24 protein-coding genes are annotated in these 20,423 nt (G+C 65.6%); 13 read left to right on the forward strand and 11 right to left on the reverse strand.

Going from position 1 to position 20,423, the window contains the following annotated elements; all coding sequences use genetic code 11:
• Positions 1-15 precede the first annotated feature (15 nt).
• The 8 genes from HBJ55_RS16045 to HBJ55_RS16080 all read left to right on the forward strand — a co-directional run bounded on the left by HBJ55_RS16045 (position 16) and on the right by HBJ55_RS16080 (position 7,033).
• Positions 16-999, forward strand: a complete 984-nt coding sequence (locus HBJ55_RS16045; RefSeq protein ID WP_167117161.1) for a 2-hydroxyacid dehydrogenase — start codon at positions 16-18, stop codon at positions 997-999.
• A gap of 101 nt (positions 1,000-1,100) precedes the next feature.
• A complete protein-coding gene (locus HBJ55_RS16050; RefSeq protein WP_167117163.1) occupies positions 1,101-2,168 on the forward strand; it encodes a LacI family DNA-binding transcriptional regulator in 1,068 nt (355 codons plus the stop codon).
• Between the two features lie 70 nt (positions 2,169-2,238).
• Positions 2,239-3,252, forward strand: a complete 1,014-nt coding sequence (locus HBJ55_RS16055; RefSeq protein ID WP_167117166.1) for a TRAP transporter substrate-binding protein — start codon at positions 2,239-2,241, stop codon at positions 3,250-3,252.
• Between the two features lie 55 nt (positions 3,253-3,307).
• Positions 3,308-3,925 (forward strand): TRAP transporter small permease, encoded by a 618-nt coding sequence (locus HBJ55_RS16060; protein ID WP_167117169.1) that lies wholly within the window; start codon positions 3,308-3,310, stop codon positions 3,923-3,925.
• A complete protein-coding gene (locus HBJ55_RS16065; protein ID WP_167117172.1) occupies positions 3,925-5,232 on the forward strand; it encodes a TRAP transporter large permease in 1,308 nt (435 codons plus the stop codon). The genes HBJ55_RS16060 and HBJ55_RS16065 overlap by 1 nt, the downstream gene beginning before the upstream one ends.
• A gap of 53 nt (positions 5,233-5,285) precedes the next feature.
• A complete protein-coding gene (locus tag HBJ55_RS16070; RefSeq protein WP_167117174.1) occupies positions 5,286-5,984 on the forward strand; it encodes an HAD-IA family hydrolase in 699 nt (232 codons plus the stop codon).
• A 53-nt stretch (positions 5,985-6,037) separates the two neighbouring features.
• Positions 6,038-6,394 carry a hypothetical protein gene (locus HBJ55_RS16075; protein WP_240936159.1) on the forward strand — a complete coding sequence of 119 codons (357 nt, stop codon included), beginning with the start codon at positions 6,038-6,040 and terminating at the stop codon, positions 6,392-6,394.
• A 63-nt stretch (positions 6,395-6,457) separates the two neighbouring features.
• Positions 6,458-7,033 carry a COG4315 family predicted lipoprotein gene (locus HBJ55_RS16080; protein ID WP_167117177.1) on the forward strand — a complete coding sequence of 192 codons (576 nt, stop codon included), beginning with the start codon at positions 6,458-6,460 and terminating at the stop codon, positions 7,031-7,033.
• Positions 7,034-7,181: 148 nt separating this feature from the next.
• On the opposite strand, the gene HBJ55_RS16085 is transcribed toward HBJ55_RS16080, so the two are convergent.
• On the reverse strand, positions 7,182-7,700 hold the full coding sequence (locus HBJ55_RS16085; protein ID WP_167117180.1) for a hypothetical protein: 519 nt from the start codon (positions 7,698-7,700) through the stop codon (positions 7,182-7,184).
• A 438-nt stretch (positions 7,701-8,138) separates the two neighbouring features.
• Here HBJ55_RS16085 and HBJ55_RS16090 point away from each other — a divergent pair, with 438 nt between their 5' ends.
• The 3 genes from HBJ55_RS16090 (at position 8,139) to HBJ55_RS16100 (ending at position 9,755) form a co-directional block, all read left to right on the forward strand.
• Positions 8,139-8,837: an HAD family hydrolase gene (locus HBJ55_RS16090; RefSeq protein ID WP_167117182.1), complete on the forward strand. Its 699-nt coding sequence runs from the start codon at positions 8,139-8,141 to the stop codon at positions 8,835-8,837.
• 125 nt (positions 8,838-8,962) lie between these two features.
• Positions 8,963-9,337, forward strand: coding sequence for a translation initiation factor Sui1 (locus HBJ55_RS16095; RefSeq protein WP_167117185.1), 375 nt, complete (start codon positions 8,963-8,965; stop codon positions 9,335-9,337).
• 13 nt (positions 9,338-9,350) lie between these two features.
• Positions 9,351-9,755, forward strand: a complete 405-nt coding sequence (locus HBJ55_RS16100) for a YbaY family lipoprotein (protein ID WP_167117188.1) — start codon at positions 9,351-9,353, stop codon at positions 9,753-9,755.
• Here the strand turns inward: HBJ55_RS16100 and HBJ55_RS16105 are convergent.
• Positions 9,727-10,596 carry an NAD-dependent protein deacetylase gene (locus HBJ55_RS16105; protein ID WP_167117191.1) on the reverse strand — a complete coding sequence of 290 codons (870 nt, stop codon included), beginning with the start codon at positions 10,594-10,596 and terminating at the stop codon, positions 9,727-9,729. The two genes, HBJ55_RS16100 and HBJ55_RS16105, sit on opposite strands and share 29 nt — an antisense overlap.
• 150 nt (positions 10,597-10,746) lie before the next feature.
• Here HBJ55_RS16105 and HBJ55_RS16110 point away from each other — a divergent pair, with 150 nt between their 5' ends.
• Positions 10,747-11,661, forward strand: a complete 915-nt coding sequence (locus tag HBJ55_RS16110; protein WP_167117194.1) for a nuclease-related domain-containing protein — start codon at positions 10,747-10,749, stop codon at positions 11,659-11,661.
• Positions 11,662-11,695: 34 nt separating this feature from the next.
• Here the strand turns inward: HBJ55_RS16110 and HBJ55_RS16115 are convergent, their stop codons facing one another.
• Positions 11,696-12,472, reverse strand: coding sequence for a ribonuclease T2 family protein (locus HBJ55_RS16115; RefSeq protein WP_167117197.1), 777 nt, complete (start codon positions 12,470-12,472; stop codon positions 11,696-11,698).
• 4 nt (positions 12,473-12,476) lie between these two features.
• Positions 12,477-13,814, reverse strand: coding sequence for a deoxyguanosinetriphosphate triphosphohydrolase (locus HBJ55_RS16120; protein ID WP_167117200.1), 1,338 nt, complete (start codon positions 13,812-13,814; stop codon positions 12,477-12,479).
• A 157-nt stretch (positions 13,815-13,971) separates the two neighbouring features.
• Here HBJ55_RS16120 and HBJ55_RS16125 point away from each other — a divergent pair, with 157 nt between their 5' ends.
• Positions 13,972-14,151, forward strand: a complete 180-nt coding sequence (locus HBJ55_RS16125) for a hypothetical protein (protein ID WP_167117203.1) — start codon at positions 13,972-13,974, stop codon at positions 14,149-14,151.
• 129 nt (positions 14,152-14,280) lie between these two features.
• On the opposite strand, the gene HBJ55_RS16130 is transcribed toward HBJ55_RS16125, so the two are convergent.
• The 7 genes from HBJ55_RS16130 to phnL all read right to left on the reverse strand — a co-directional run bounded on the left by HBJ55_RS16130 (position 14,281) and on the right by phnL (position 20,420).
• On the reverse strand, positions 14,281-14,874 hold the full coding sequence (locus HBJ55_RS16130; protein ID WP_167117206.1) for a hypothetical protein: 594 nt from the start codon (positions 14,872-14,874) through the stop codon (positions 14,281-14,283).
• Between the two features lie 43 nt (positions 14,875-14,917).
• Positions 14,918-16,087 carry a zinc-dependent alcohol dehydrogenase gene (locus HBJ55_RS16135; protein ID WP_167117210.1) on the reverse strand — a complete coding sequence of 390 codons (1,170 nt, stop codon included), beginning with the start codon at positions 16,085-16,087 and terminating at the stop codon, positions 14,918-14,920.
• A gap of 117 nt (positions 16,088-16,204) precedes the next feature.
• Positions 16,205-17,161 carry a glutaminase B gene (glsB, locus tag HBJ55_RS16140; RefSeq protein ID WP_338072037.1) on the reverse strand — a complete coding sequence of 319 codons (957 nt, stop codon included), beginning with the start codon at positions 17,159-17,161 and terminating at the stop codon, positions 16,205-16,207.
• 35 nt (positions 17,162-17,196) lie between these two features.
• The gene (phnP, locus tag HBJ55_RS16145; protein ID WP_167117212.1) at positions 17,197-17,976 is read right to left on the reverse strand and encodes a phosphonate metabolism protein PhnP; all 780 of its coding nucleotides are present in this window, start codon (positions 17,974-17,976) and stop codon (positions 17,197-17,199) included.
• Positions 17,973-18,539 (reverse strand): phosphonate metabolism protein/1,5-bisphosphokinase (PRPP-forming) PhnN, encoded by a 567-nt coding sequence (gene phnN, locus HBJ55_RS16150; protein WP_167117215.1) that lies wholly within the window; start codon positions 18,537-18,539, stop codon positions 17,973-17,975. The genes phnP and phnN overlap by 4 nt, the downstream gene beginning before the upstream one ends.
• On the reverse strand, positions 18,539-19,681 hold the full coding sequence (locus HBJ55_RS16155) for an alpha-D-ribose 1-methylphosphonate 5-triphosphate diphosphatase (RefSeq protein ID WP_167117218.1): 1,143 nt from the start codon (positions 19,679-19,681) through the stop codon (positions 18,539-18,541). The genes phnN and HBJ55_RS16155 overlap by 1 nt, the downstream gene beginning before the upstream one ends.
• A complete protein-coding gene (gene phnL, locus HBJ55_RS16160) occupies positions 19,674-20,420 on the reverse strand; it encodes a phosphonate C-P lyase system protein PhnL (protein WP_167117221.1) in 747 nt (248 codons plus the stop codon). The genes HBJ55_RS16155 and phnL overlap by 8 nt, the downstream gene beginning before the upstream one ends.
• Positions 20,421-20,423: the final 3 nt, after the last annotated feature.

A 20,423-nucleotide genomic window follows, 5' to 3' on the forward strand; every position in this document is an offset into this window, starting at 1 on the left:
ACCCGGAGTGAGACAATGACAAAACGCATCGTCGCCTATAGCCGCCTCAAGCCGACGCATCTCGATCAGCTCAGGCAGCGCTTCCACGTCGATTACTTCGAAGCCCTGAAGAGCACCGATGACCCCGATTTTCTCAAGGCGCTGGGGCAGGCCCACGGCATCGTCGGCTCGAGCCTCGCCATCACGCCCGAACTGCTCGACCAGGCACCACACTTGGAGGCCATCGCCAGCATCTCGGTGGGCTACGACAACTACCCCGTCGAGGCGCTGACCCAACGCGGCATCCTGCTGTGCAACACCCCGGACGTGCTTACCGAGACCACCGCCGACACCGGCTTCCTGCTGATCATGGCAACGGCCAGACGCGCAGTGGAGCTGGCCGAGTTCGTCAAGCGCGGCGACTGGCGGGAGAGCATCGGCGAGGCCCACTTCGGCAGCGACGTGCACGGCAAGACGCTGGGTATGATCGGCCTGGGCCGTATCGGCGCCGCCGTGGCCCGCCGCGGTGCGCTGGGCTTCGGCATGCAGGTACTCTATTCCAATGCCTCGCCCAAGCCCGAGCTGGAGCGAGAACTGGATGCCGTGCGCTGCGAGCTGGACGAGCTGCTGGCCAAGAGCGACTTCGTCTGCGTGACCGTGCCTCTGTCGGCCGAGACGACACACCTGATCGGCAAGCGCGAGTTCGGCCTGATGAAGCGCTCGGCGATCTTCGTCAACATCGCCCGCGGCAAGGTGGTCGACGAGGCGGCTCTGATCGGCGCGCTGGAGAATGGCGAGATTCATGCCGCCGGGCTCGACGTGTTCGAGCAGGAGCCGCTCTCGCCGGAGTCGCCGCTGCCGCACATGCCCAATGTGGTGGCGCTGCCGCACATCGGTTCGGCCACCCACGAAACCCGCGATGCCATGGCCCAGCGCGCGGTGGACAACATCCTGCTCGCGCTCGATGGCAAGCGACCGATCAGCCTGGTCAACGAGGCGGCCTGGCAGCAACGCAGTTGAGTTATCGGCCAGGGTTCTACGACTAAAGCAGCCTTGGCCTTGACACTCGGCTCTTCTAGTTTTGGATCAATCCAAAAAACAATGACCGAGACGTTCATGCAATGACCGACGAGACACGCAAGAAGAGCCAGCCCTCCGGCAACGTGACGCTGCAGGACATCGCCGCGCACGCGGGGGTCTCACGCTCTACGGTCTCGCTGGTGCTGCGCGAGAGCCCGTTGGTCGCCAAGCGCACCCGTGAACAGGTCCGCCGCTCGATCAAGGCGCTGGGTTACGTCTACAACCGGGGCGCTGCCGCGCTGCGGGCAACCCGCACCTCGACCCTGGGCGTGGTGGTTTACGACATCGCCAACCCCTTCTTCGGCGCCATGGTGGCGGGTATCGACGCCGCGCTGAACCGCGAAGGCTATGTCTCCTTCCTGGCCAACAGCGAGGACTCCCCCGAGCGCCAGCAGCGTTTCCTGGAGCGCATGCGCGAGCATCGCGTCGACGGCATCCTACTGTGCCCCGCGGAAGGTACCGACCCCGCCCTGGTCGCAACGCTGGAAGCGTGGAAGCTGCCCTGCGTGCAGGTGCTGCGCCATATCGGCACGCCGCCCTACGATTATGCCGGTACGGATTTCCGTCGCGGAGTGAATCTGGCCATCGACCATCTGGTTGCGCACGGCCACGAGCGTATCGCCTTTATCGGCGGGCACACCGAGCACTCGGCGACTCGCGAGCGCTGGCAGGGCTATCGCGAGGCCATCGCCCACCATGGCCTCGGCTATCAGCGCCTGCTGCGCTCGACGGTGACCCGTCGCGACGGCTTCGAGGCCATTCAGCAACTGCTGGGTGAATCACCGGCCCCTACCGCCGTGGTGTGCCACAACGACCTGGTCGCCTTCGGCGCCATGCTCGGCCTGCAGCGCCAGGGGCTCACTCCGGGGGTGGACTGCGCGGTGATCGGCACCGATGACGTCGAAGAGGCGGCGCTGAGCGCCCCGGCACTGACCAGCATCGCCACCCACCCCTACGCCGTCGGCCGGGAGGCGGCCCGCCTGGCCCTGCGGCGTATCCAGAACCCCGACGGGGCGCGCGAGCAGGTCGTGCTCGCCCCCCAGCTCAGGGTGCGCGAGTCCTGCGGCGCCTCGCTGGCCCGCGACAGGTCACTCGCACCGACTCCCTGAAAGCGGCAGCTGCCGCGAACGCCAGCCACCCACGCAACTCAGTGGCTTCGACATAACAAGAGGTGTTCTTATGACTCTCAGCTGGATCGATCCAAAAACCGCTCTTCGCCCCATCGCCGCCGGCCTGCTCTCCGGCGCCACGCTGGTCGCCGCCCTGGGCATGGCCGGCACGGCGCAGGCCGCGGAGCTGCGCTTCGGCCACGGCGGCACCGAAGACACCGCCTATCACCTGGGCGCGACCCGGTTCAAGGAACTGCTCAACGAGAAGAGCGACGGCGAGATCGGCGTCGAGATCCTGGGCAACTCGGTGCTCGGTCACGAGACCGAAATGTTCGAGCAGCAGATGGCCGGGGCGCTCGACCTCTCGATCATCAACCCCGGGCTGATCACCGACTTCTCCTCTACCGCCAACGTGTTCTCGATCCCTTTCCTCTATCGCGACGAGGAACACTGGCAGACGGTGCTCGACGGCGAGGTGGGCCGCGAGATCGCCGATCGCATCAGTGAGGAGACCGACGTGCGCATTCTCGCCTTCTATGGCGGCGGCAAGCGCCAGATCGTCAGTACCGAGCCGCTGGAGAGCCTCGACGATCTCGAAGGCTTGAAGCTGCGCACCAATCCCACCAAGCCACTGATCACCGCTTGGGAGGCGCTGGGCGCCGATCCCACGGTGATGGAGTGGGAAGAGATCTACACCGGCCTGCAGGTGGGCGCCATCGACGGTCTGCTCAACGAGGCCGAATGGATTCATCGCATGCGCTTCCATGAGGTCGCGCCGCACATCGGGCTCTCCGAGCACGACATCACCGTGCGCCTGCTGACCATGTCGCAGATGAGCTGGGATCGCCTCTCCGAAGAGCAGCAACAGATGGTGCAAGAAGCCGCCGAGGAGTCGGCGAGCTACGCCCGCGAGGTACAGCTCGAGCAGGACGCCGAGGCGCTCGACCTGCTGGCCGAAGAGGGTGCCACCCTGCACGAACTCGACCGTGAGCGCATGCAGGAAGTGGTAAAGGAGCCGTTGCAGAGCGTGATCGAGGAAATGGGCCTTGCCGACCTGCATCGCATGATCCTCGACGCCGAGTGAGCACCCGCGCCCGGCAATGCCGGGCGCCCCTCTCCCGACCCCACAGGAAATCGTCATGTCCCGTTTGCTTCAAGGCCTGGCATGGCTCAATCGCGGTATCGAGCGTCTGCTGCATGGGCTGCTGCTGGCGCTGGTGTTCGGCTTCATCCTGTTCATCATCTACCAGGTGCTGAGCCGCAACCTTCCCTTCATGCCACGTCTCTACTGGACCGAGGAGTTCAGTCGTTTCGCCTTCCAGTGGATGGTCATGCTGGGTGCTGCCGTCGGCGTTCTGCATGCCGACCATTTCGTGCTCGAAGCCTTTCCCCGCGGTACGCGGGCCGACCTGTTAACCCGCGTCGTTCGCGATCTGGCCTGCCTGCTGCTCGGCATCCTCTTCGTCGTGTACGGCAAGGACTTCGGCCTGTCCGGACTGCGCCGCAATGCCACCGCCTCGGGGCTGTCGATGGTCTACGTCTATTCGGTCTTCGCCGTCAGCGGGGCGTTCATTGTGCTGTTCAGCCTCCAGCGATTGCTGCATGCCGCGCTGTACGGCATGGACGCCATGGAGCGGAGCCTGAACACGCCGAGCGACCTCGACGCCATCGATGTCAGTGAGTCGGGCAACACGCCGCTGAACGTCAAGCACGGCGACACTCCTCTCGATCCCAACCGGCATGGAGGCGACCGCTGATGCTGCCCATGGAGTGGATATTCTTCTTGCCCTGGCTACTGTTCGGCCTGCTGGGAGTGCTCATCGTGGCCGGCGTGCCGATCGCCATGGCGTTGATTCTCACCGCCGCCGGCATCATCGTGCTCGACCCTCGCCTGACCTTCTGGGTGATGTTCCAACGCATGTACAACGGCATGGATTCGTTCGTGCTGCTGGCCGTGCCGCTGTTCCTGCTGGCCGGCAACCTGATGAACGCAGCGCGCATCACCGACCGGCTGATCACGCTGTGCATGCTGCTGGTCGGCCACTTCAAGGGCGCTCTGGCCCATGTCAACGTAATGGTGAGCATGCTCTTCGCCGGGGTATCCGGTTCCTCCACCGCCGACAGCGCCGGGGTCGGCACGGTGCTGATACCGGCCATGAAACGCGAGGGCTATCCGGCACACTTCGCCGTGGCGGTCACCGCCGCCTCGTCGGTGATGGGTATCATCATTCCGCCCTCGATCAACATGATCGTCTGGGGCGCCTTGACCAATACCTCGATCGCCGGGCTGTTCCTCGGCGGCATCCTGCCGGGGATCCTGATCGGCGTGGCCCAGCTCGCCCTGAATCTGGGCTATGTGCGCCGCTACCAAGTGCCGGTGCGCCCACGCGCCTCATTCGTCGAGCTGCTGCGTTCGGGCAAGGACGGCATGATGGCGGCGGGCATCCCGGTGGTGATCATCGGCGGCATCACGCTCGGCATCGTCACACCCACCGAAGCGGCCATGATCGCGGTACTCTATGCACTGGCGCTGGGTTTCATCGTCTATCGCGAACTCAGGTTCCGCGACGTGCTCGACGCTTCCACCGCCACCGTGCGGCTGTGCTCGCTGTCACTGTTCAGCCTGGTGGGAGCAGCGATCTTCGGCTACCTGATCAGCTTCTACCAGATCCCGCCCAAGCTGATGGCCGGGGTCAACATCTCCGACCCGGTCGTGCTGCTGCTGATCATGACCGCGGTGATGCTGGTCATCGGCACCTTCATGGATTCCCTGCCGGCGATGGCGATCATGGCACCGATCTTCCAGCCCTTGGCGATGCAGGCAGGCATCCATCCGGTGCAGTTCGGGGTGATCGGCGTCATGGCGCTGGGGCTCGGCCTGATCACACCGCCCTACGGGCTGTGCCTGATGATCTCGGCCAAGATCGGCGGCATCCCGCTGCTCAAGGCGCTGGGGACCACCATGCTGTATCTGGCCATCATGCTCGCTGTGATCCTGCTGCTGATTCTCTATCCTCAGCTGATCCTGGCGATTCCCGAACTGCTGGTGCCGGATTTCGTCTAACCCCCGCGTCACGCCGCCACATACAGGCGTGACGCCTCTTCAAGAGGCTTCGTATGTCCGCTCCGCTCTGTCTGCTCTTCGACTCCGACGGCACCCTGGTCGACAGCGAGATCCTGCTCGCCGAGGTCATGGGCGAGGTCCTGCCCCGCCATGGCTTGCCCTTTACGGCCGCGCAGTACATGGAGGAGTTCCGCGGCGTTCGCTTCCTGTCCATCGTGCTCGAGCTGGAGCGTCGTCATCGAGAGCTGGGCGAGACTCAGCGGCAGGCCATGGAGGCGGCGATGCGCGAGTCGATGGAAGTGCGCATGCGCGCGCAGCTGATGCCCGTCGCCGGCATGGCCGAAGCGCTGGAGGCGCTGCGGGGCCACCCTCGCGCCGTGGTGTCCAACGGTCCGGAACGCAAGATTCGCTGTGCCATGGAGTGCGTCGGTTTCGCGCACCACTTCGGCGACAACCTGTTCAGTGCCTACACCCTGGGCGCCTGGAAGCCGGACCCCGCTCTCTATCTCAAGGCGGCCGAGGCCATGGGCCACCCGCCGGAGCGCTGCGTGGTGATCGACGATGCCGCCGTAGGCGTCGCCGCCGGCCTCGCCGCCGGCATGCAGGTGGTCCATCTCAACCATTTCCCCGACGTGGAGGCAACGCCGGCCGGGGCCATTGCCATTCATCATGCCAGCGAACTGCCAGCAGCGGTCGCGCGCCTATCACCTTGCGCCGAGTCCCATTCCACGTTGCAATGCAGCATCAAATGACCTATGAATTGAGGAGGCGCAGGAGCGCCTCCACCCGATGACAAGGAGTCATAATGCCATCCCCATCCTATTATCCGTTCGTGCCCTCGACGCCTGCCGCCATGCTGGACGTATGGAAACTGAGCGTCATGGCATTCGAGCTGTGGACCACTTCGTTCAGCACCATCGTCATGCGCAATGGACTGTGGCAGACCCAGTCTCCCACCAGCGCCCGAATGCTGAAGGAGAACCAGCGAATGGTGACCGAAAAGCTCGAGGCCGGCATGGAAACCGGCTTCGAGATCCAGAAAGCCATGCTCCATATGGCGTTCGGCCAAACGGCTCCCTGGTGGATTACCAGCCGGCGCACCATGACCCCTTATCACCGCCGGAGCAGCGCCAATTCGAGGCGGCTGTCCCGCCAACGCTGATCTTGCGCCACCACCTTGGGCCTACCTACAGTTAAAGCAGCGCCTTACCAAGGAGAGGTCGACATGAAGTCGAGCGTGCTGGCAAGCGGCATACTGGCGGCGACTTTCGTCATCGCCCCGGCACACGCCGCACCTGAAACGGCCGAGACCGGCGAGAACGACGATCCAACCCAAGTGGAAGGCATGAGCCCCGAGGAGTCGGAGCAGCAGTTGGAGGCGACCTCGCCCCCTATCAACCAGGCCCGCGTCGAAACCGCCGAGCATGAAACTCTGGGGCGCTACCTGACCAACCAGGACGGCAAGAGCCTTTATGTCTTCATGCAGGACGAGCAGGGCGCTGAGTACAGCACCTGCTACGAGAGCTGTGCCATCGCCTGGCCTCCCTATACCACCGAGGAATCGCCGGGCGGCGGCGAACATATCGAAGAAAACCGCTTGGGCATGATCGAAAGGGAAGATGGCACACAGCAGGTCACCTACGACGGCTGGCCGCTCTATTACTTTGCTCGTGACGTCTATCCCGGCGATGCCCTTGGCCAGGCTCGCGACCACATGGGTGGCCATTGGTATCTGCTCTCGCCCGAGGGTGAAACCATCGAAGAAGCCTCACCGAAACAGGCCGAGCCCGCGGAGCCCTGAGAGAGCACCTCACGATTTAAAGCGCTTATACGAAGAACCGCCCCCGGCGTGGCCGGGGGCGGGTCCGAGGCGGTTGACGAATCGTCAACCTACAGGATGAGGTCGCCATCGTCCTTGGTAGCGACGACCCTTCCTTGGGCATCAAACCTTACCACTCCTGGTCTTCATCCTGATCCTCTTCCCACTCTTCCTCTTCGTTCTCTTCTTCCCACTCGGCATTTGCGTCGGTGTTGGTGTCGGCATCGGTGCCCAGGCCGCTGTCACCAGTCTCGGCGCCAGCTTCGATGCCGGTATCAGCGCCAGCACCTGCACTGGTGCCCGTGTCATCGGTACCCATTTCGCCACCAGCGTCTGTGCCCACACCGGTACCGCTGGTACCCATGTCGGTACCTGCACCCGCACCTGCTTCGGTGCCAGCGTCGGTACCCAGGCCGCTGTCGCCAGTTTCGGAACCAGCCTCAACGCCAGTGTCTGCGTCCATGCCTCCACTAGTACCCGTGTCATCGGTACCCATGGCACCACCTGTATCATTCGGTGCCGTTTCCTGAGGCACGGCTCCTTGCTCGTCCTCTTCGTCATGGAAATCGGCAAAGGCCAACGGGCTGGCGGTCAGGCCAAAAGTGATACCTACAATGCCGAGTTTCTTGAGAAATTCCTTGGACATCATGTTCGCACCTCCAGGTGGAGTTGAACGTGAGTTTTTACCGAAGCCGGAGCTTCACTGCTCATGTCGGTGAGATAGCGAATCCATCTGATGCTCCGTCTCGACCGACATGTCGTACTCACACTGAGTAGTGCAGCAGTTGGGCCAACAGGTCAAGAAAAGCAGGGTATGGCAAAGCGTTGCCAAGAAAGGGCCTGGGGGTGGTGACATCTGGCACATGGGTCTGTTCTAGGCAGGTTCACCCAGCTTTTCGAAGCTCCCTTTTCGGCTTAGCTGGAGACGCAACGAGATATGGCTCAGAGACTTGAACACGGTGCGCTTAAGGGCAATACTTAGGAAACAGCGTTCGCAAACGTGCGGCAGCCTAAACTTCACGGCCCGCATGCCGATACTAGAAGTAACGGTGCTCGACAGTCACAGGACTGCGAAGGAAAAATTGGTATGATTCGCCCCCTATGCCTACTTTTCGATTGTGATGGCACGCTGGTAGACAGCGAGCCTCTGCTGGCCGCCGAAATGGCCGCCAGCCTGACCCGGCTGGGGCTACCCTTCCAGGCCAGTGACTACGTCGGTGAATTCCGCGGTAGCCGCTTTCGTAATATCGTGGCGGTTCTCGAGGACCGCTACGGCAGCGTCGACCCACTGCACCTTGCCGAAACCGAAACCGAGATGCGCAGCAACCTGAACCGTCGGCTCGAGACCGAACTGTCGGCGATCACGGGAGCCCGCGAAGCCCTCCTGGCACTGGCCAACTACCCGTGCGGCGTGGTTTCCAATGGGCCGGAGAACAAGATCGTCACCTCCTTGAAGGCCATCGGTTTCTCCGATTTCTTCGGCACGCATCTCTACAGTGGCTATACCGCCAAGTGCTGGAAGCCCGATCCCCGCCTCTACCTGCACGCCGCCAACCTGATGGGCTTCGATGCCGAAGACTGCATTGCCATCGACGATGCCTTGGTGGGGGTCAAGGCCGCGCTCGATGCAGGCATGACGGTTATCCACCTGAACCGCTATCCCGATGCAGAGGAAACGCCGGAAGGGGCGATCATGATCAGCAGCATGTACCAGCTGCCTACGGTCATCGAGAATCTGGCGCACGCCAGGGCCCTGGATAACCGCCAGGTCGCCCACGCCCGCTGAGCCCTTCTGCCTACCTTCCTATCGCCTCATCGCTGCAGCTGCGCAGTGACCCCGTAGCATATGCACGAGCTCCGCCGGGCGTTATCATCACGGCAACCCATTTGCGAGCCACGCCAGGAGCTTCCATGGCTTCATTGCAGGACCAGCTGCGCGGCCTGGTCTATTCCACCGAACATGGCGACATCTGCCCCAACTGCCGACAACCACAGGACGACTGCCGCTGCACCGAGTTGGCCGAGCAGGAGCGCCTTGCCACGCTCGACGGTATCGTGCGCATTCGACGCGAAACGAGTGGCCGCAAGGGCAAGGGCGTGACCACCGTCAGCGGCGTACCCTTGGCCAGTAAGGAGCTCAAGGCACTGGCCAAGGCGCTCAAGAAGCGTTGCGGTACCGGAGGCTCGGTACAGGACGGAGTCATCGAGATCCAGGGTGACCACCGCGAACTGCTCAAGGCCGAGCTCGAGCGCCTGGGCTATACCGTCAAGCTGGCAGGCGGCTGAACGAGGGAACGGCATGTCTTTATCACGTAATGCAACGCAAACCGCCGCAGGCCGGTGGCTTCTCGGTATCGGGGTCCTGTTGGCATTGGCTGGCTGTGCCGGCGCCCCCGACTTTGCCGAACTCGAGGCTCACGTCGAGCCACCAGCCGGGCTCGAGGCTACCGGGGATGCCGAACTGCGAGTGCAACTGCGGGATGCCGGAGGAACCTTGGCGGAAACCCGCTCCAGCCCAAGCGGAAGCGGACCCTGGCCGGTCACGCTACGCTTCGATCGTCGCACGCTCGACGCGGCCCACTCGCTGCGGCTGTCGGCCGAGCTGCGTCAGCAAGGCAGCCTGACCCATGTGACCTCCGAGCCGGTAGCCATGCCGGATCCTGGAGCAGGGCCGGTCAGCTTGCCGCTCGACCCTCGCCCGTAGCTGTGGCGACTGCCGCCGCGAGAACCTTTCCTATCGGTGCCTCGAGCTTGAGCGAGTAGAGCGCATCGGCGCGGGTGCGCCCCAGGTTGAGGCAGGCGATCGGCTTGCCGCTGGCATGGGCCTGGCGCACGAAACGATAGCCGGAATAGACCATTAGCGACGAACCCACTACCAGCAGGGCCTCGGCCTCATCGACCATGGCCCGCGCCCGCGCCACCCGCTCGGACGGCACGCTGTCTCCGAAGAACACCACGTCGGGCTTCCAGATTCCCTGGCCGCAACGGCGGCAGCTTGGCACCTCGAAGTCGGCGAAGCCCGTCTCGATATCGGCATCGCCATCGGGGCGCACCTCGGCTTCGATCTTCAGCCAGAAGGGATTGCGCTCGGCCAGCTCAGCATGCAGGTCATGGCGCATGCGCAGGGCGCCACAGCTCATGCAGCGCACTTGCTCGGCGCGGCCATGCAGGTCGATCACACACCGCGAACCGGCCTTCTGGTGCAACCCATCGACGTTCTGGGTAATGAGGCCGCGGACGCCCCCGGCTTCCTCCAGCCGGGCCAGGGCCCGGTGGGCGTCACCCGGGCGTGCTCGATGCAGCGTGCGAAATCCTACCAGCGCGCGGGCCCAGTAGCGTTGCCGCGCGGCATGACTGGTCATGAACTGGCGGTGCTGCATGGGCGGGGCGCACTTCCAGGCCCCCGTGTCGTCGCGATAGTCGGGGATGCCGCTGTCGGTGCTGACCCCGGCGCCGGTGAGTACGGTCAGTCGCGTATGCTGGACCATGAACTCGCGCAGGCGTTCGATGGCTTCTGTCACGGCGGGCTGTCGTGTATCGTTCATCGTCTATCCGTCATGATGCAGCGCGTTGCCCTAGGCATAGTCTGAAAAGACAGTTTTCGGACAATGTTAGTACTGAACATGGCCCTGCGTACCTCAGGTTGTCTAGAATGTAATGCTTATGTGACTCTCACCGGCAGGGACGAACCCTCGATGGCCTGGCTGGAATACTTGCTGCCTCTCATCTTCCTGTTCCCCCTCGGGGCCATGGCCGTCATCGTCATCGCCTTGCGCAACCTGCATGATGCCCGGGTTCGCTCGCCTTTCAATGCTCGTCAGTTGCGCGAGCCCGGCCAGGCCCTGCGCGACCGGCTCGACCGCGCCTTCGCCACGTTGTTCCTCAACGGCGCCCTGGGCCCCATCGTGACCTTGGCGCCACTCGTATACGGCATGGGTCGCATGCTCTTCGCCAATCAGCAGAACTGGCTCGAATGGGCGCTCTACGGCGCACTGAGCACCGTGTTGGTCTTGGTCTACTGCTTTTTGCTGATTCGCGACTTTCAGCATATCCGGCGCATCAAGCTGGGGCTGGCTTGCGAGCTGGCCGTAGGCCAGGAACTGGAGCGCCTGGTGCATCCCGAGGCGCATCCCTACTACGTGTTCCACGATGTGCCGACTGACAGCGACATCATCGATCACGTGGCCGTGACCCCTCACGGTGTGTTCGTGGTTGAGACACGCGCCCGGACACGGCCGTTCACCGCGGACGGACGCGAGATCAACCTGGTCACGGTCGAACCGGAGCGGCTGCGCTTTCCCGGCTGGAGCGAACACCGCCCGCTGGTCAAGGCCCTGCGCGCCTCGCGCTGGCTGGCCTCATGGCTCGAACAGCGCTGTGGCCAGCCGGTACCGGTGCAGGGAGTACTCGCCTTGCCGGGGTGGGACATTGCCTGCGCCGGCACCCCCGATGGCCTGATGGTGGTCAGTGGCGAAGAGCTGTCCCACCAGCTCAGTGAACGCCACCTCGGCCCGTTGGACGACGCACTGCACGACAAGGTGATCGCGGCCCTGATCGAGCGGTCCGCGGAGCTGGACGAAAACCCGACACTGAACGAGCCCTCGATCTAGTCGCCTGCTCTGCCGAAGCGCTTCGCCATAGGATTTAGTCGAAAACGGCGATACGCAGCCGAGTGGCGCAGCGCCCCCGCCCCTGGGCTACCAGGCTATCGCGTGCCGGGAAGTCGGCCAGACGATCGGCGGCGATACCGATGCGCACTTCGGTCAGGATACGGTTGCCGCGACCGTGGCATTCCAGGCGCAGCGCACGGCCGGAGCCTTCGCCGAAAGCCGCCTCGAACGCCGCGATCAGATCGTTGCGATTCACTTCTCCGCCCTGATTGAGCGCCACGAAGGCGCCGAAGGCACTCTCGTTGACAATCTCCACCAGCGTAACCGAGGTGGCAAAGTAGTCCTCTTCGGGTAGCCCCAGGCAGGCTGCATGCTTGGCGTACTGGTAGCGGTCGAGGCAACTGGCCCGCCCCGGCATGGCCTCGTCCAGGCTGTCGGCCAAGGCTTCGTCCAGGTCGAAAGGCGGATGGGCACGACAGAAGCCGCCGTCTGCGCGCGGCTCTTCCAGAAAACATCCTTCCTGCCACCAGCGTCGGCGGTCGATACCCTGCTCGGCGAAGCGCCGCGGCAGCGAAGGCCACAGGCCGTGCAGCACGAAACCGCGTGCGGTTTGCGCTTGCTGCGACGGCTCGCGACACTCCCGCGGTGGCCGGCTGCGAGTGCTGCAGAAACCGGGATGCCAGGTCAAGGCCAGGGTGTAGTGCTCGAAGTTTTCCGCATGCAACGGCTCCATGGCCGTATCTGCCGGAGCCGCCGAAGCCAGCAGCAAGAGTGCCAGCCCGGCACAGAGCCCTCGCTGCCAGTGCCTCATCCGCTCAGTCCCCCCTGAGGCGACCGCCCATCTCCTGGGCCAGGTCCACCGCGTAGTGGTCGGTCATGCCGCCGATGAAGTCGAGCATACGCCGATAGCTGTCGTACAGCGGCCAGGAGGGGCGCGGCGTATTCTCGCCGATCAACGCCAGTACCCGCTGATGCTTGAAACTTGCCTGGCCGGTGTAGTGCAGCTCGTGGGCGGCGCCGATAAAGGCCTCGAGCAGGATGCCGAGGGTGGTGTAGGCGCCGATTTCCAGCTTGGCCTTGCGCTCGTTCTGGAAGATGCGCTCGCGGGCGAGCTGCTTGGCCGCCGCCACGCCCCAGCCCAGGTCGGGATGGCAGAGCTCGAGCAGGTCGGAGGTCAGGGTACCGTTGAGCAGTGCCGTCTCGTGCTCGACGAACACCGCCCCCACGTCGTTGACCGCCCGCTCCATGGCCGCGCCCCGCAGGGCGGCAATACGGCGCCGCTGCGAGACGCCATCGCGGGCCATGCGCGAATAATCGGACGGCGCGTCGCCAGCGATCTGCAGCAGCACGTCGGCGACCTCCTCGAAGCGCAGGATGCCCATTTCCAAGCCGTCCTCGAGATCCAGCAGCGCATAGCAGATGTCGTCGGCCGCCTCGACCAACCAGGCCAGCGGATGTCGGCACCAGCGCCCCTCGCCGCGCGGCAGCAGCCCCAGGCAGCGCGTCACGTCCTCCAGCAGCGATCGCTCCGACTGGTAGCAGCCGAACTTGCCGGCCCCGCCACCGTGCTCCACGGTCCAGGGATATTTCAGCAAGGTACCCAGAGTCGCCGCGGTCAGACGCATGCCGCCGCGGAACTGGTTGTATTCGATCTGGGTGACGATGCGAAATCCCTGGGCGTTGCCCTCGTAGGTCAACAGGTCGGCGCGCTCGCGCTCGGTCAGCCCCTCGAGCAATCCACTACCGTCGGCCTCGGCACGCTTGAACCAGTCGCGAATGGCATACTCGCCGGCATGGCCGAAAGGCGGGTTGCCGATGTCGTGGCCCAGGCAGGCGGCCTGTACGATCACGCCGAGGTCGGCCGGGGTGATCCAGTTCGGCAGCCGCTCGCGCAGCAGTTCCCCCACGATCATGCCCAGGCTGCGGCCCACGCAGCCCACCTCCAGCGAGTGAGTCAGGCGCGTATGGATGTGGTCGTTGTCGGTCAGCGGATGAACTTGCGTCTTGCGCCCCAGGCGACGGAACGAGCCGGAAAAGACGATGCGATCGTGATCCTTGTGAAACGGGCTACGGCCGATTTCGTCACGGCCGCTGGTGGGTTTTCCGTGCAGCCGTGAGGGGTCGAGCAACTGCGGCCAGTGCATCTGCGTCATGGGACTTCCTCCTGAAGGCTCCATTCTGGCACTGCCAGGGGTGGCATGACCATGGTCGTCGAAACCGTCTCGCTTGCCGCCAGCCTCCGGGGTTGCCTAACTTGTCAGAGCACTCTTCTCTTTCAGTGAGGCCACGTAGTCGGCAAGGAGGCAGAACATGGCAGGCAAACCCGATGCAACCCGGCCCGAGCAGCCTGGCGACGAGGCGCCCCCGGGGACTCCCGGCACCGGGCAGAACGTATGCCCCAAGTGCAAGGGCGACGGACGAATCGAGAACCGCACCTGCCCCGAGTGCGGAGGTTCCGGTTACGTCGTCGAAGGGATCGGCGGCGGCTGAGCTGCCGCTCTCTCGCGGTGACAAGAATGCAGGAGGGCCGAACCCGAAGGTTCGGCCCTCTCGCTTTGCCGTTGGCTTGGCGACGACCTGGCCAGCCTTGCGGTATGGCTCGGGCAGGCTGCGTGACGCTCAGTAGTCGTAGTCGCTGCCGCGAACGTAGCCCGTACTGGTGGGGCGCGACGTCGAGGCCGGCGTCCTCGGACCCGGCGAGCGGGCCGGAGAAGGCAGCGCGGCAGGTCGCGTGGACAGGCCGCCGCCCGCCGCGGCACCGCGGGCGCGTTTCACACCTTGGGGAAAACCGCTGCGCCCGCTGTAATCGGGCGTGCGCCCACTCTGGTAGGAATGGCGCCGGGTCTGGGCCTGAGCGCAATACAGGCTCGCCGCTGTACTCGCCCCCACTGCCAGCAAGGCCAGCTTGACGCTGCCGCGCTTGGGATGGTCGCGATCGGCGAGCAAGACCAGCAGCGCCGCCAGGTCCAGAGCGTCGCCGGCGCTGCGCGCCCAGAGTGCAGGCTTGGGGTTGACGGTCAGCGCACCAATGCCGGTGGCAACCCCGCGCGCCCCACAGCTGCGCACGACGGCTTCCGCACCCTCGACACCCAGCGCTCGGGTCACGCTGCGCGGCGCCAACAGCTGGTAGAGTCCCAGGCCGATGCCCAGCCAACCCAGTCCGCGCGCCAGCCTGTCGCTGGGTTGCAATGAACGGCTACGATCTAGATTCATGTTCACCTCCTTGTCGTTTATGCGCCTGTCCGGCTCGTTTCGCTCACGGCTTGAGCACCACCTTCACACAGCCGTCCTGCTTGTCGCGAAAGGTGTTGTACATGTCCGGGCCCTGTTCCAGTCCAGCGGTATGCGTCACCACGAAGGAAGGGTCGATCTGACCCTCATCGATCAAGCGCAGCAGGTCGTCGGTCCAGCGTTTGACGTGAGTCTGGCCGGTACGCACCGTTAGCCCCTTATTCATCAGCGGCCCCATGGGTACCTTGTCGACCAGGCCGCCGTAGACGCCGGGGATCGACAGGATGCCGGCCGGGCGGCAGACGTAGATCATCTCGCGCAGCACGTGGGCCCGGTCGCTCTCCAGCATCATGGCCTGCTTGACCCGGTCGTAGACCGAATCGATCGAACGCGGCACGTGAGACTCCAGACCCACCGCATCGATGCACTTCTCCGGCCCCTTGCCGTGGGTCAGTTCCTGCAGGCGGGCGAGCACGCTCTCCTCGTCGAAGTTGATGGTGATCGCTCCGCCGGCCTCCGCCATGGCCAAGCGCTCGGGTACGTTATCGATCACCACGACCTGTTCGGCGCCCAGCAGCACAGCGCTGCGCACACAGAACTGGCCGACCGGTCCCGCCCCCCAGATCGCCACGGTGTCGGTGGGCTCGATCTCGCAGGCCACGGCGGCCTGCCAGCCGGTAGGAAAGATATCGCCGAGGAACAGCACCTGCTCGTCGGTCAGGCTGTCCGGCACCTTGATGTGCGTCTGATCGGCGAAAGGCACGCGCACGTACTCCGCCTGGCCGCCGGCATAGCCGCCGGTGAGATGCGAATAGCCGAACAGCCCCGCCCCGCCGTGGCCGAAGACCTTGTCCGCCAGCGCCTTGTTGCGGTTGGAGCGCTCGCATACGGAGTAGTTGCCGCGCCGGCACTGGTCGCATTCGCCGCAGGTGATGGTGAAGGGCACCACGACCCGGTCGCCGACCTTGAGGTCGCGGGTATCGCCCCCGACCTCCATGACTTCGCCCATGAACTCATGGCCCACCACGTCGCCGGACTCCATGCCGGGAATGAAATGATGATAGAGATGCAGGTCGGAACCGCAGATAGCGCAGCTACTCACATTGACGATGGCGTCGCGTGAATGCTCGATATGGGGGTCGGGAACCGTCTCATAGCGGATATCGTTCTTGCCGTGCCAACACAGCGCTTTCATGGACTCTCTCCCTGTTGTCCGAACGAAGGCTCTCTCACCACCATAGTTCAGCCGCCTGAGACAGCAGGTAAGGGAATTGAGCGGCTGGGTAACGGACCTTATCCAGGGCTGCTTCGGCTAGCCCAGCGGCGTGACGTTCAGCCCTTCGACCAGCCCTTCCAGCGCATGGCGGCCGGCGATGGAGTTACCGTAGCTGTCGAGCCGCGGCGACCAGACGCAGATGCTCATGCGCCGCGGCAGGATGGCAACGATGCCGCCCCCCACCCCGCTCTTGCCCGGCAGGCCGACCCGCCAGGCGAAGTCGCCCGCCGCGTCGTAGAGCCCGCAGGTCAGCAGCAGCGCGTTCATCTGGCGGGTCTGTACCGGAGAGAGCACCGCCTGGCCGTCGAACGGGCTGACCCCGTGATTGGCCAGGAAGGCGAAGCTCCTGGCCAACTCGACGCAGTTCATCGCCAGCGAACAGCTGTGGAAGTAAGCGTCGAGCACCACCTCGACGTCGTTGCGAATGTTGCCGTAGGCCTGCATCAAATAGGCGAGCGCCGCGTTGTGCGCCTTGTGATCCATTTCCGAACGCGCCACGCGCTCGTCGAAGTCGACGCTCGGCGTGGCCGAGAGCCGCCTGACATGCTCACGGATCGTCTGCTGCGGCATGAACAGCTGCGAAACCAACATGTCGGTGACCATCAACGCACCGGCATTGATGAAGGGGTTGCGCGGCACGCCATTCTCCACCTCGAGCTGAACGATCGAGTTGAAGGCCTGCCCCGACGGCTCGCGCCCCACGCGCTGCCAGATCTCCCCAGGCGACAGCTTGCGCATGGCCAGCACCAGCGCATGGGCCTTGGAGATCGACTGGACCGAAAAGCGTGTCGTCGCGTCGCCGGCACACTGCACGCTGCCGTCGGCATGGCACACGGCGATGCCGAACTGATCGGGCTCGACCTCGGCGAGGGCTGGAATATAGCTGGCGACCTTGCCCTCGCCGAAGCAGCGCGGCGCATCCGTCGCCAGGCGATCGAGCAGCTGCTGCAAGGCGTTGCGCGACAGCAGCTCGGGCGTATCGATATCGAGCACGGGACCTCACGGCACTGAAGAGTGTGCCGATCAGTCTAGGCAATGCGCTCGTGCAGCGCGCACAGCGTGTGCTCGTCACCATCCCGCGCCAGCGCCACGTGAGGCGGCAGTACCGGCGGCGCGACCATGACCTCGGCATCGACGGCATGGCTCAGGTGGGTCAGCCAGGCCCGTTGCGGTGCCAGCCGCTCGACGATATCCAGCGCCATCGGCAGCGTGTTGTGGTTACGAGGCTCGGTGTGGCTGGCCGGATGCGTGGCATCGAGCACCACCGCATCGGGCCGCCAGCGGCGCAGGAAGCGCTCGGTCTCGGGTGGCAGCCCGCAGGTGTCGGTGAGGTAGGCCAGCCGCGAACCGCCGTCGTCGAGACAGTAGCCCAGCGTCGGCTTGCTGTGGTTGAGCGGTACCGGGATCGCCTCCATGCCCGCGAGGTGCAGCGGGCGGAACGGCTTGAGCCCCGGCTGGAAGGCGAGTACGCCGGCATGCTGGTAGAGATCGGCGCAGCCCTGCGGATCCTTGGGGCCGTACACAGGAATCGGCTCGCCGGTGCCCCAGCGCAGGTGAAACAGGCCCTGCACATGGTCGACGTGGTAGTGCGTCAGCAGAATTGCCGCGGGGCGTTCACGCTCGCAGCTTTCGGCCAGGTCCATGCGACCCGCGTCGAGCAGGTAGCGCTGCCCGTCCACCCGCACCTCGGCACAGCAGGGCCCACGCCGATGACAGCTCAGCACTCGCGCACGCTGGCAGGCCGGGCAGTCGCAGCCGAAGCGCGGTACCTGGGCGCTGTCGCCGGTGCCCACGAAGCGCAGCCTCACGAAACACACTCCTCGGCCAGCCACGCCTCGAGCGCCACCAGTGTGGTCTCGAGCGCCCCACTGTTATCCAGGCGGTGCACGCCGGGGCAGGCTCGCTCGAGCTGGCGATGCCGCTCGAGCCGGGCCGCGATCTGCTCGCGGCTTTCCCGCCCCCGCTGCTGGAGCCGCTCGCGCAGCACCTCCGGCCGCGCCGTCACCATCACCGGACGCAGCTGTCGGGGGAAGCGCGCCTCGGCCAGCGGCAGGGCACGCCGACTGCCGTTGACCAGCACCGTGGCGCCGCGCTCGAGCCAGGCACGCACCTCGAGCCCCAGCGCGTAGTCGAGCCCATGGGCCTGCCAGTCGAGGCAGAACAGTCCCGCCTGACGGCGCCAGGCGAACTCCGCGCAGCTCAGGCTCACGCTATCCTCGCTCGCGCTGCTCGGCCGGGTGATGTAGCGATGCGCCACCAGCCATTCGGGATGTCGTCGGCGCGCGGCATCGAGCAAGCTGTCCTTGCCCACCCCACTGGGGCCCATCACGTAGACGAGCCGCCCAGCCGTCGCCTCGGCCAGCGCGCCCATCAGTGTACCTGCCGCCCGGCGGACCATACCCGCTCGACCAGCGGATGGTCGTCGCACAGCCGCACCCGGATCAGATCGGCGCGCAGCCCGGGAGCGAGACGGCCGCGGTCGGCGAGCCCCACCGCCTCGGCGGGCAGCCGCGTGGCCGTGGCCACGGCCCGCGGCAGCGCGTAGCCGTGCTCCATCCGCGCGATGCGAAACACGGCGTCGAGCAGCGCCGCCGGGTAATAGTCCGAGGAGAGCACGTCCAGCACGCCCTGTGCGACCAGCTCGGCGGCGGCGATGTTGCCAGAGTGCGAGCCTCCGCGCACCACGTTGGGCGCCCCCATCATCACCGCCATGCCGGCCCGGTGCGAGGCCTCGGCGGCCTCCCGCGTGGTGGGAAACTCGGCCACCCGCGTGCCGTATTCGTGGCTCTCGGCGACATGCTCGAGGGTGGCGTCGTCGTGACTGGCCAGCGCCAGCCCGCGCGCGTGACACTCCGCGGCAATGGCGCGCCGGTGCTCGGCGCTGTAGCGGGCGCTGCTGGCGACCTGGCGCTCGACGAACACCGAGAGTTCCTCGTCGCTCAGGCCGTACTTGCCCTGGTAGTAGGTGCTGTAGGCCTCGAACGAAACGAACTGACGCTGCCCGGGGGTATGGTCCATCAGCGACACCAGGCCCAATCGCGGCAGGTCGGCGAGCTCGCGGAAGCGCGCGAGCGTCTCGGCCTGGCTGACCTCGCAGCGCAGGTGCAGGCGGTGATCGACCCGCGCCAGCCCGCTATCGACGATATCGTCGATCGCCCGACACATCTCGGCGAGCGCCTGGTGGCGCATGCTCTCCTTGTTGACGTCGCCGATGGCCACGGCGTCGAACACCGTGGTGATGCCGCTCGCCGCCATCTGGGCATCGTGAGCCAGCGCCGCCTGGCGCGCCGGCCAGGCCACCTTGGGGCGCGGCTGGAAGTACTTCTCCATGTTGTCGGTGTGCAGCTCGACCAGCCCGGGCAGCAGGTAGTCGCCGTTGCAGTCGATCGCCGCGGGGTGGCGGCTGGGGGCGGTGTCGAGCGCGGCGATCGAACCGTCGCGGATCACCAGGCTACCGCGGATAACCTCGTCATCGAGCACTAGCTGGGCGTTGCTGAGGATTTGTTCACGCATGGGGAAGGCCTCGGGAAGTCGACGGTTGAGCGGCAGGGGCGAGGGACGGCGCCATGAACGATTCCAGCGGCAGCAGGCGGTCGGCCACCCGCTCGCGCACGTCCTCGTCGTGGAAGATGCCGAGCATGGCGGTACCGCGTGCCTTGGCCTCATGGATCAGTTCGACCACCACCGCGCGGTTGGCGGCGTCAAGCGAAGCGGTGGGCTCGTCGAGCAGCAGCAGCGGATGCTCGCCGATGAAGCCGCGGGCGATGTTGACGCGCTGCTGCTCGCCACCCGAGAAGGTGCCGGGGGGCAGCGACCAGAGCCGCTCGGGCAGGTTGAGGCGCGCCAGCAGCGTCTCGGCCCGCACCCGGGCCTCGGCCGCATCGGCGCCGCGCGCCAGTAGCGGCTCCATCACTACCTCGCGGGCCGAGACCCGCGGCACCACGCGCAGGAACTGGCTGACGTAGCCGATCACGTCGCGGCGCAGGGCGTGCCAGGCGTGGGCCGGCAGCTCGGTGAGGGAGAGCGGCCCGTCGCCGAAGTGAAGGCGGATGCGCCCCTCGCCGGCCAGGTAGTTGCCGTAGAGAATCTTGAGCAGCGTGCTCTTGCCGATGCCGCTGGGGCCGGCCAGTACCAGGCACTCGCCCGGGTGGAGTTCAAGCGAGAGGTCGCGCATCACCGAGAGCGCGAGCCCGCCCTGGCCGTGCAGCACGAAGCCCTTGCCGAGGTGCTCGACGGTGAGAATCGGGGTCATGGT

This window comes from Billgrantia bachuensis (assembly GCF_011742165.1).
Taxonomy (GTDB): Bacteria; Pseudomonadota; Gammaproteobacteria; order Pseudomonadales; family Halomonadaceae; genus Halomonas; species Halomonas bachuensis.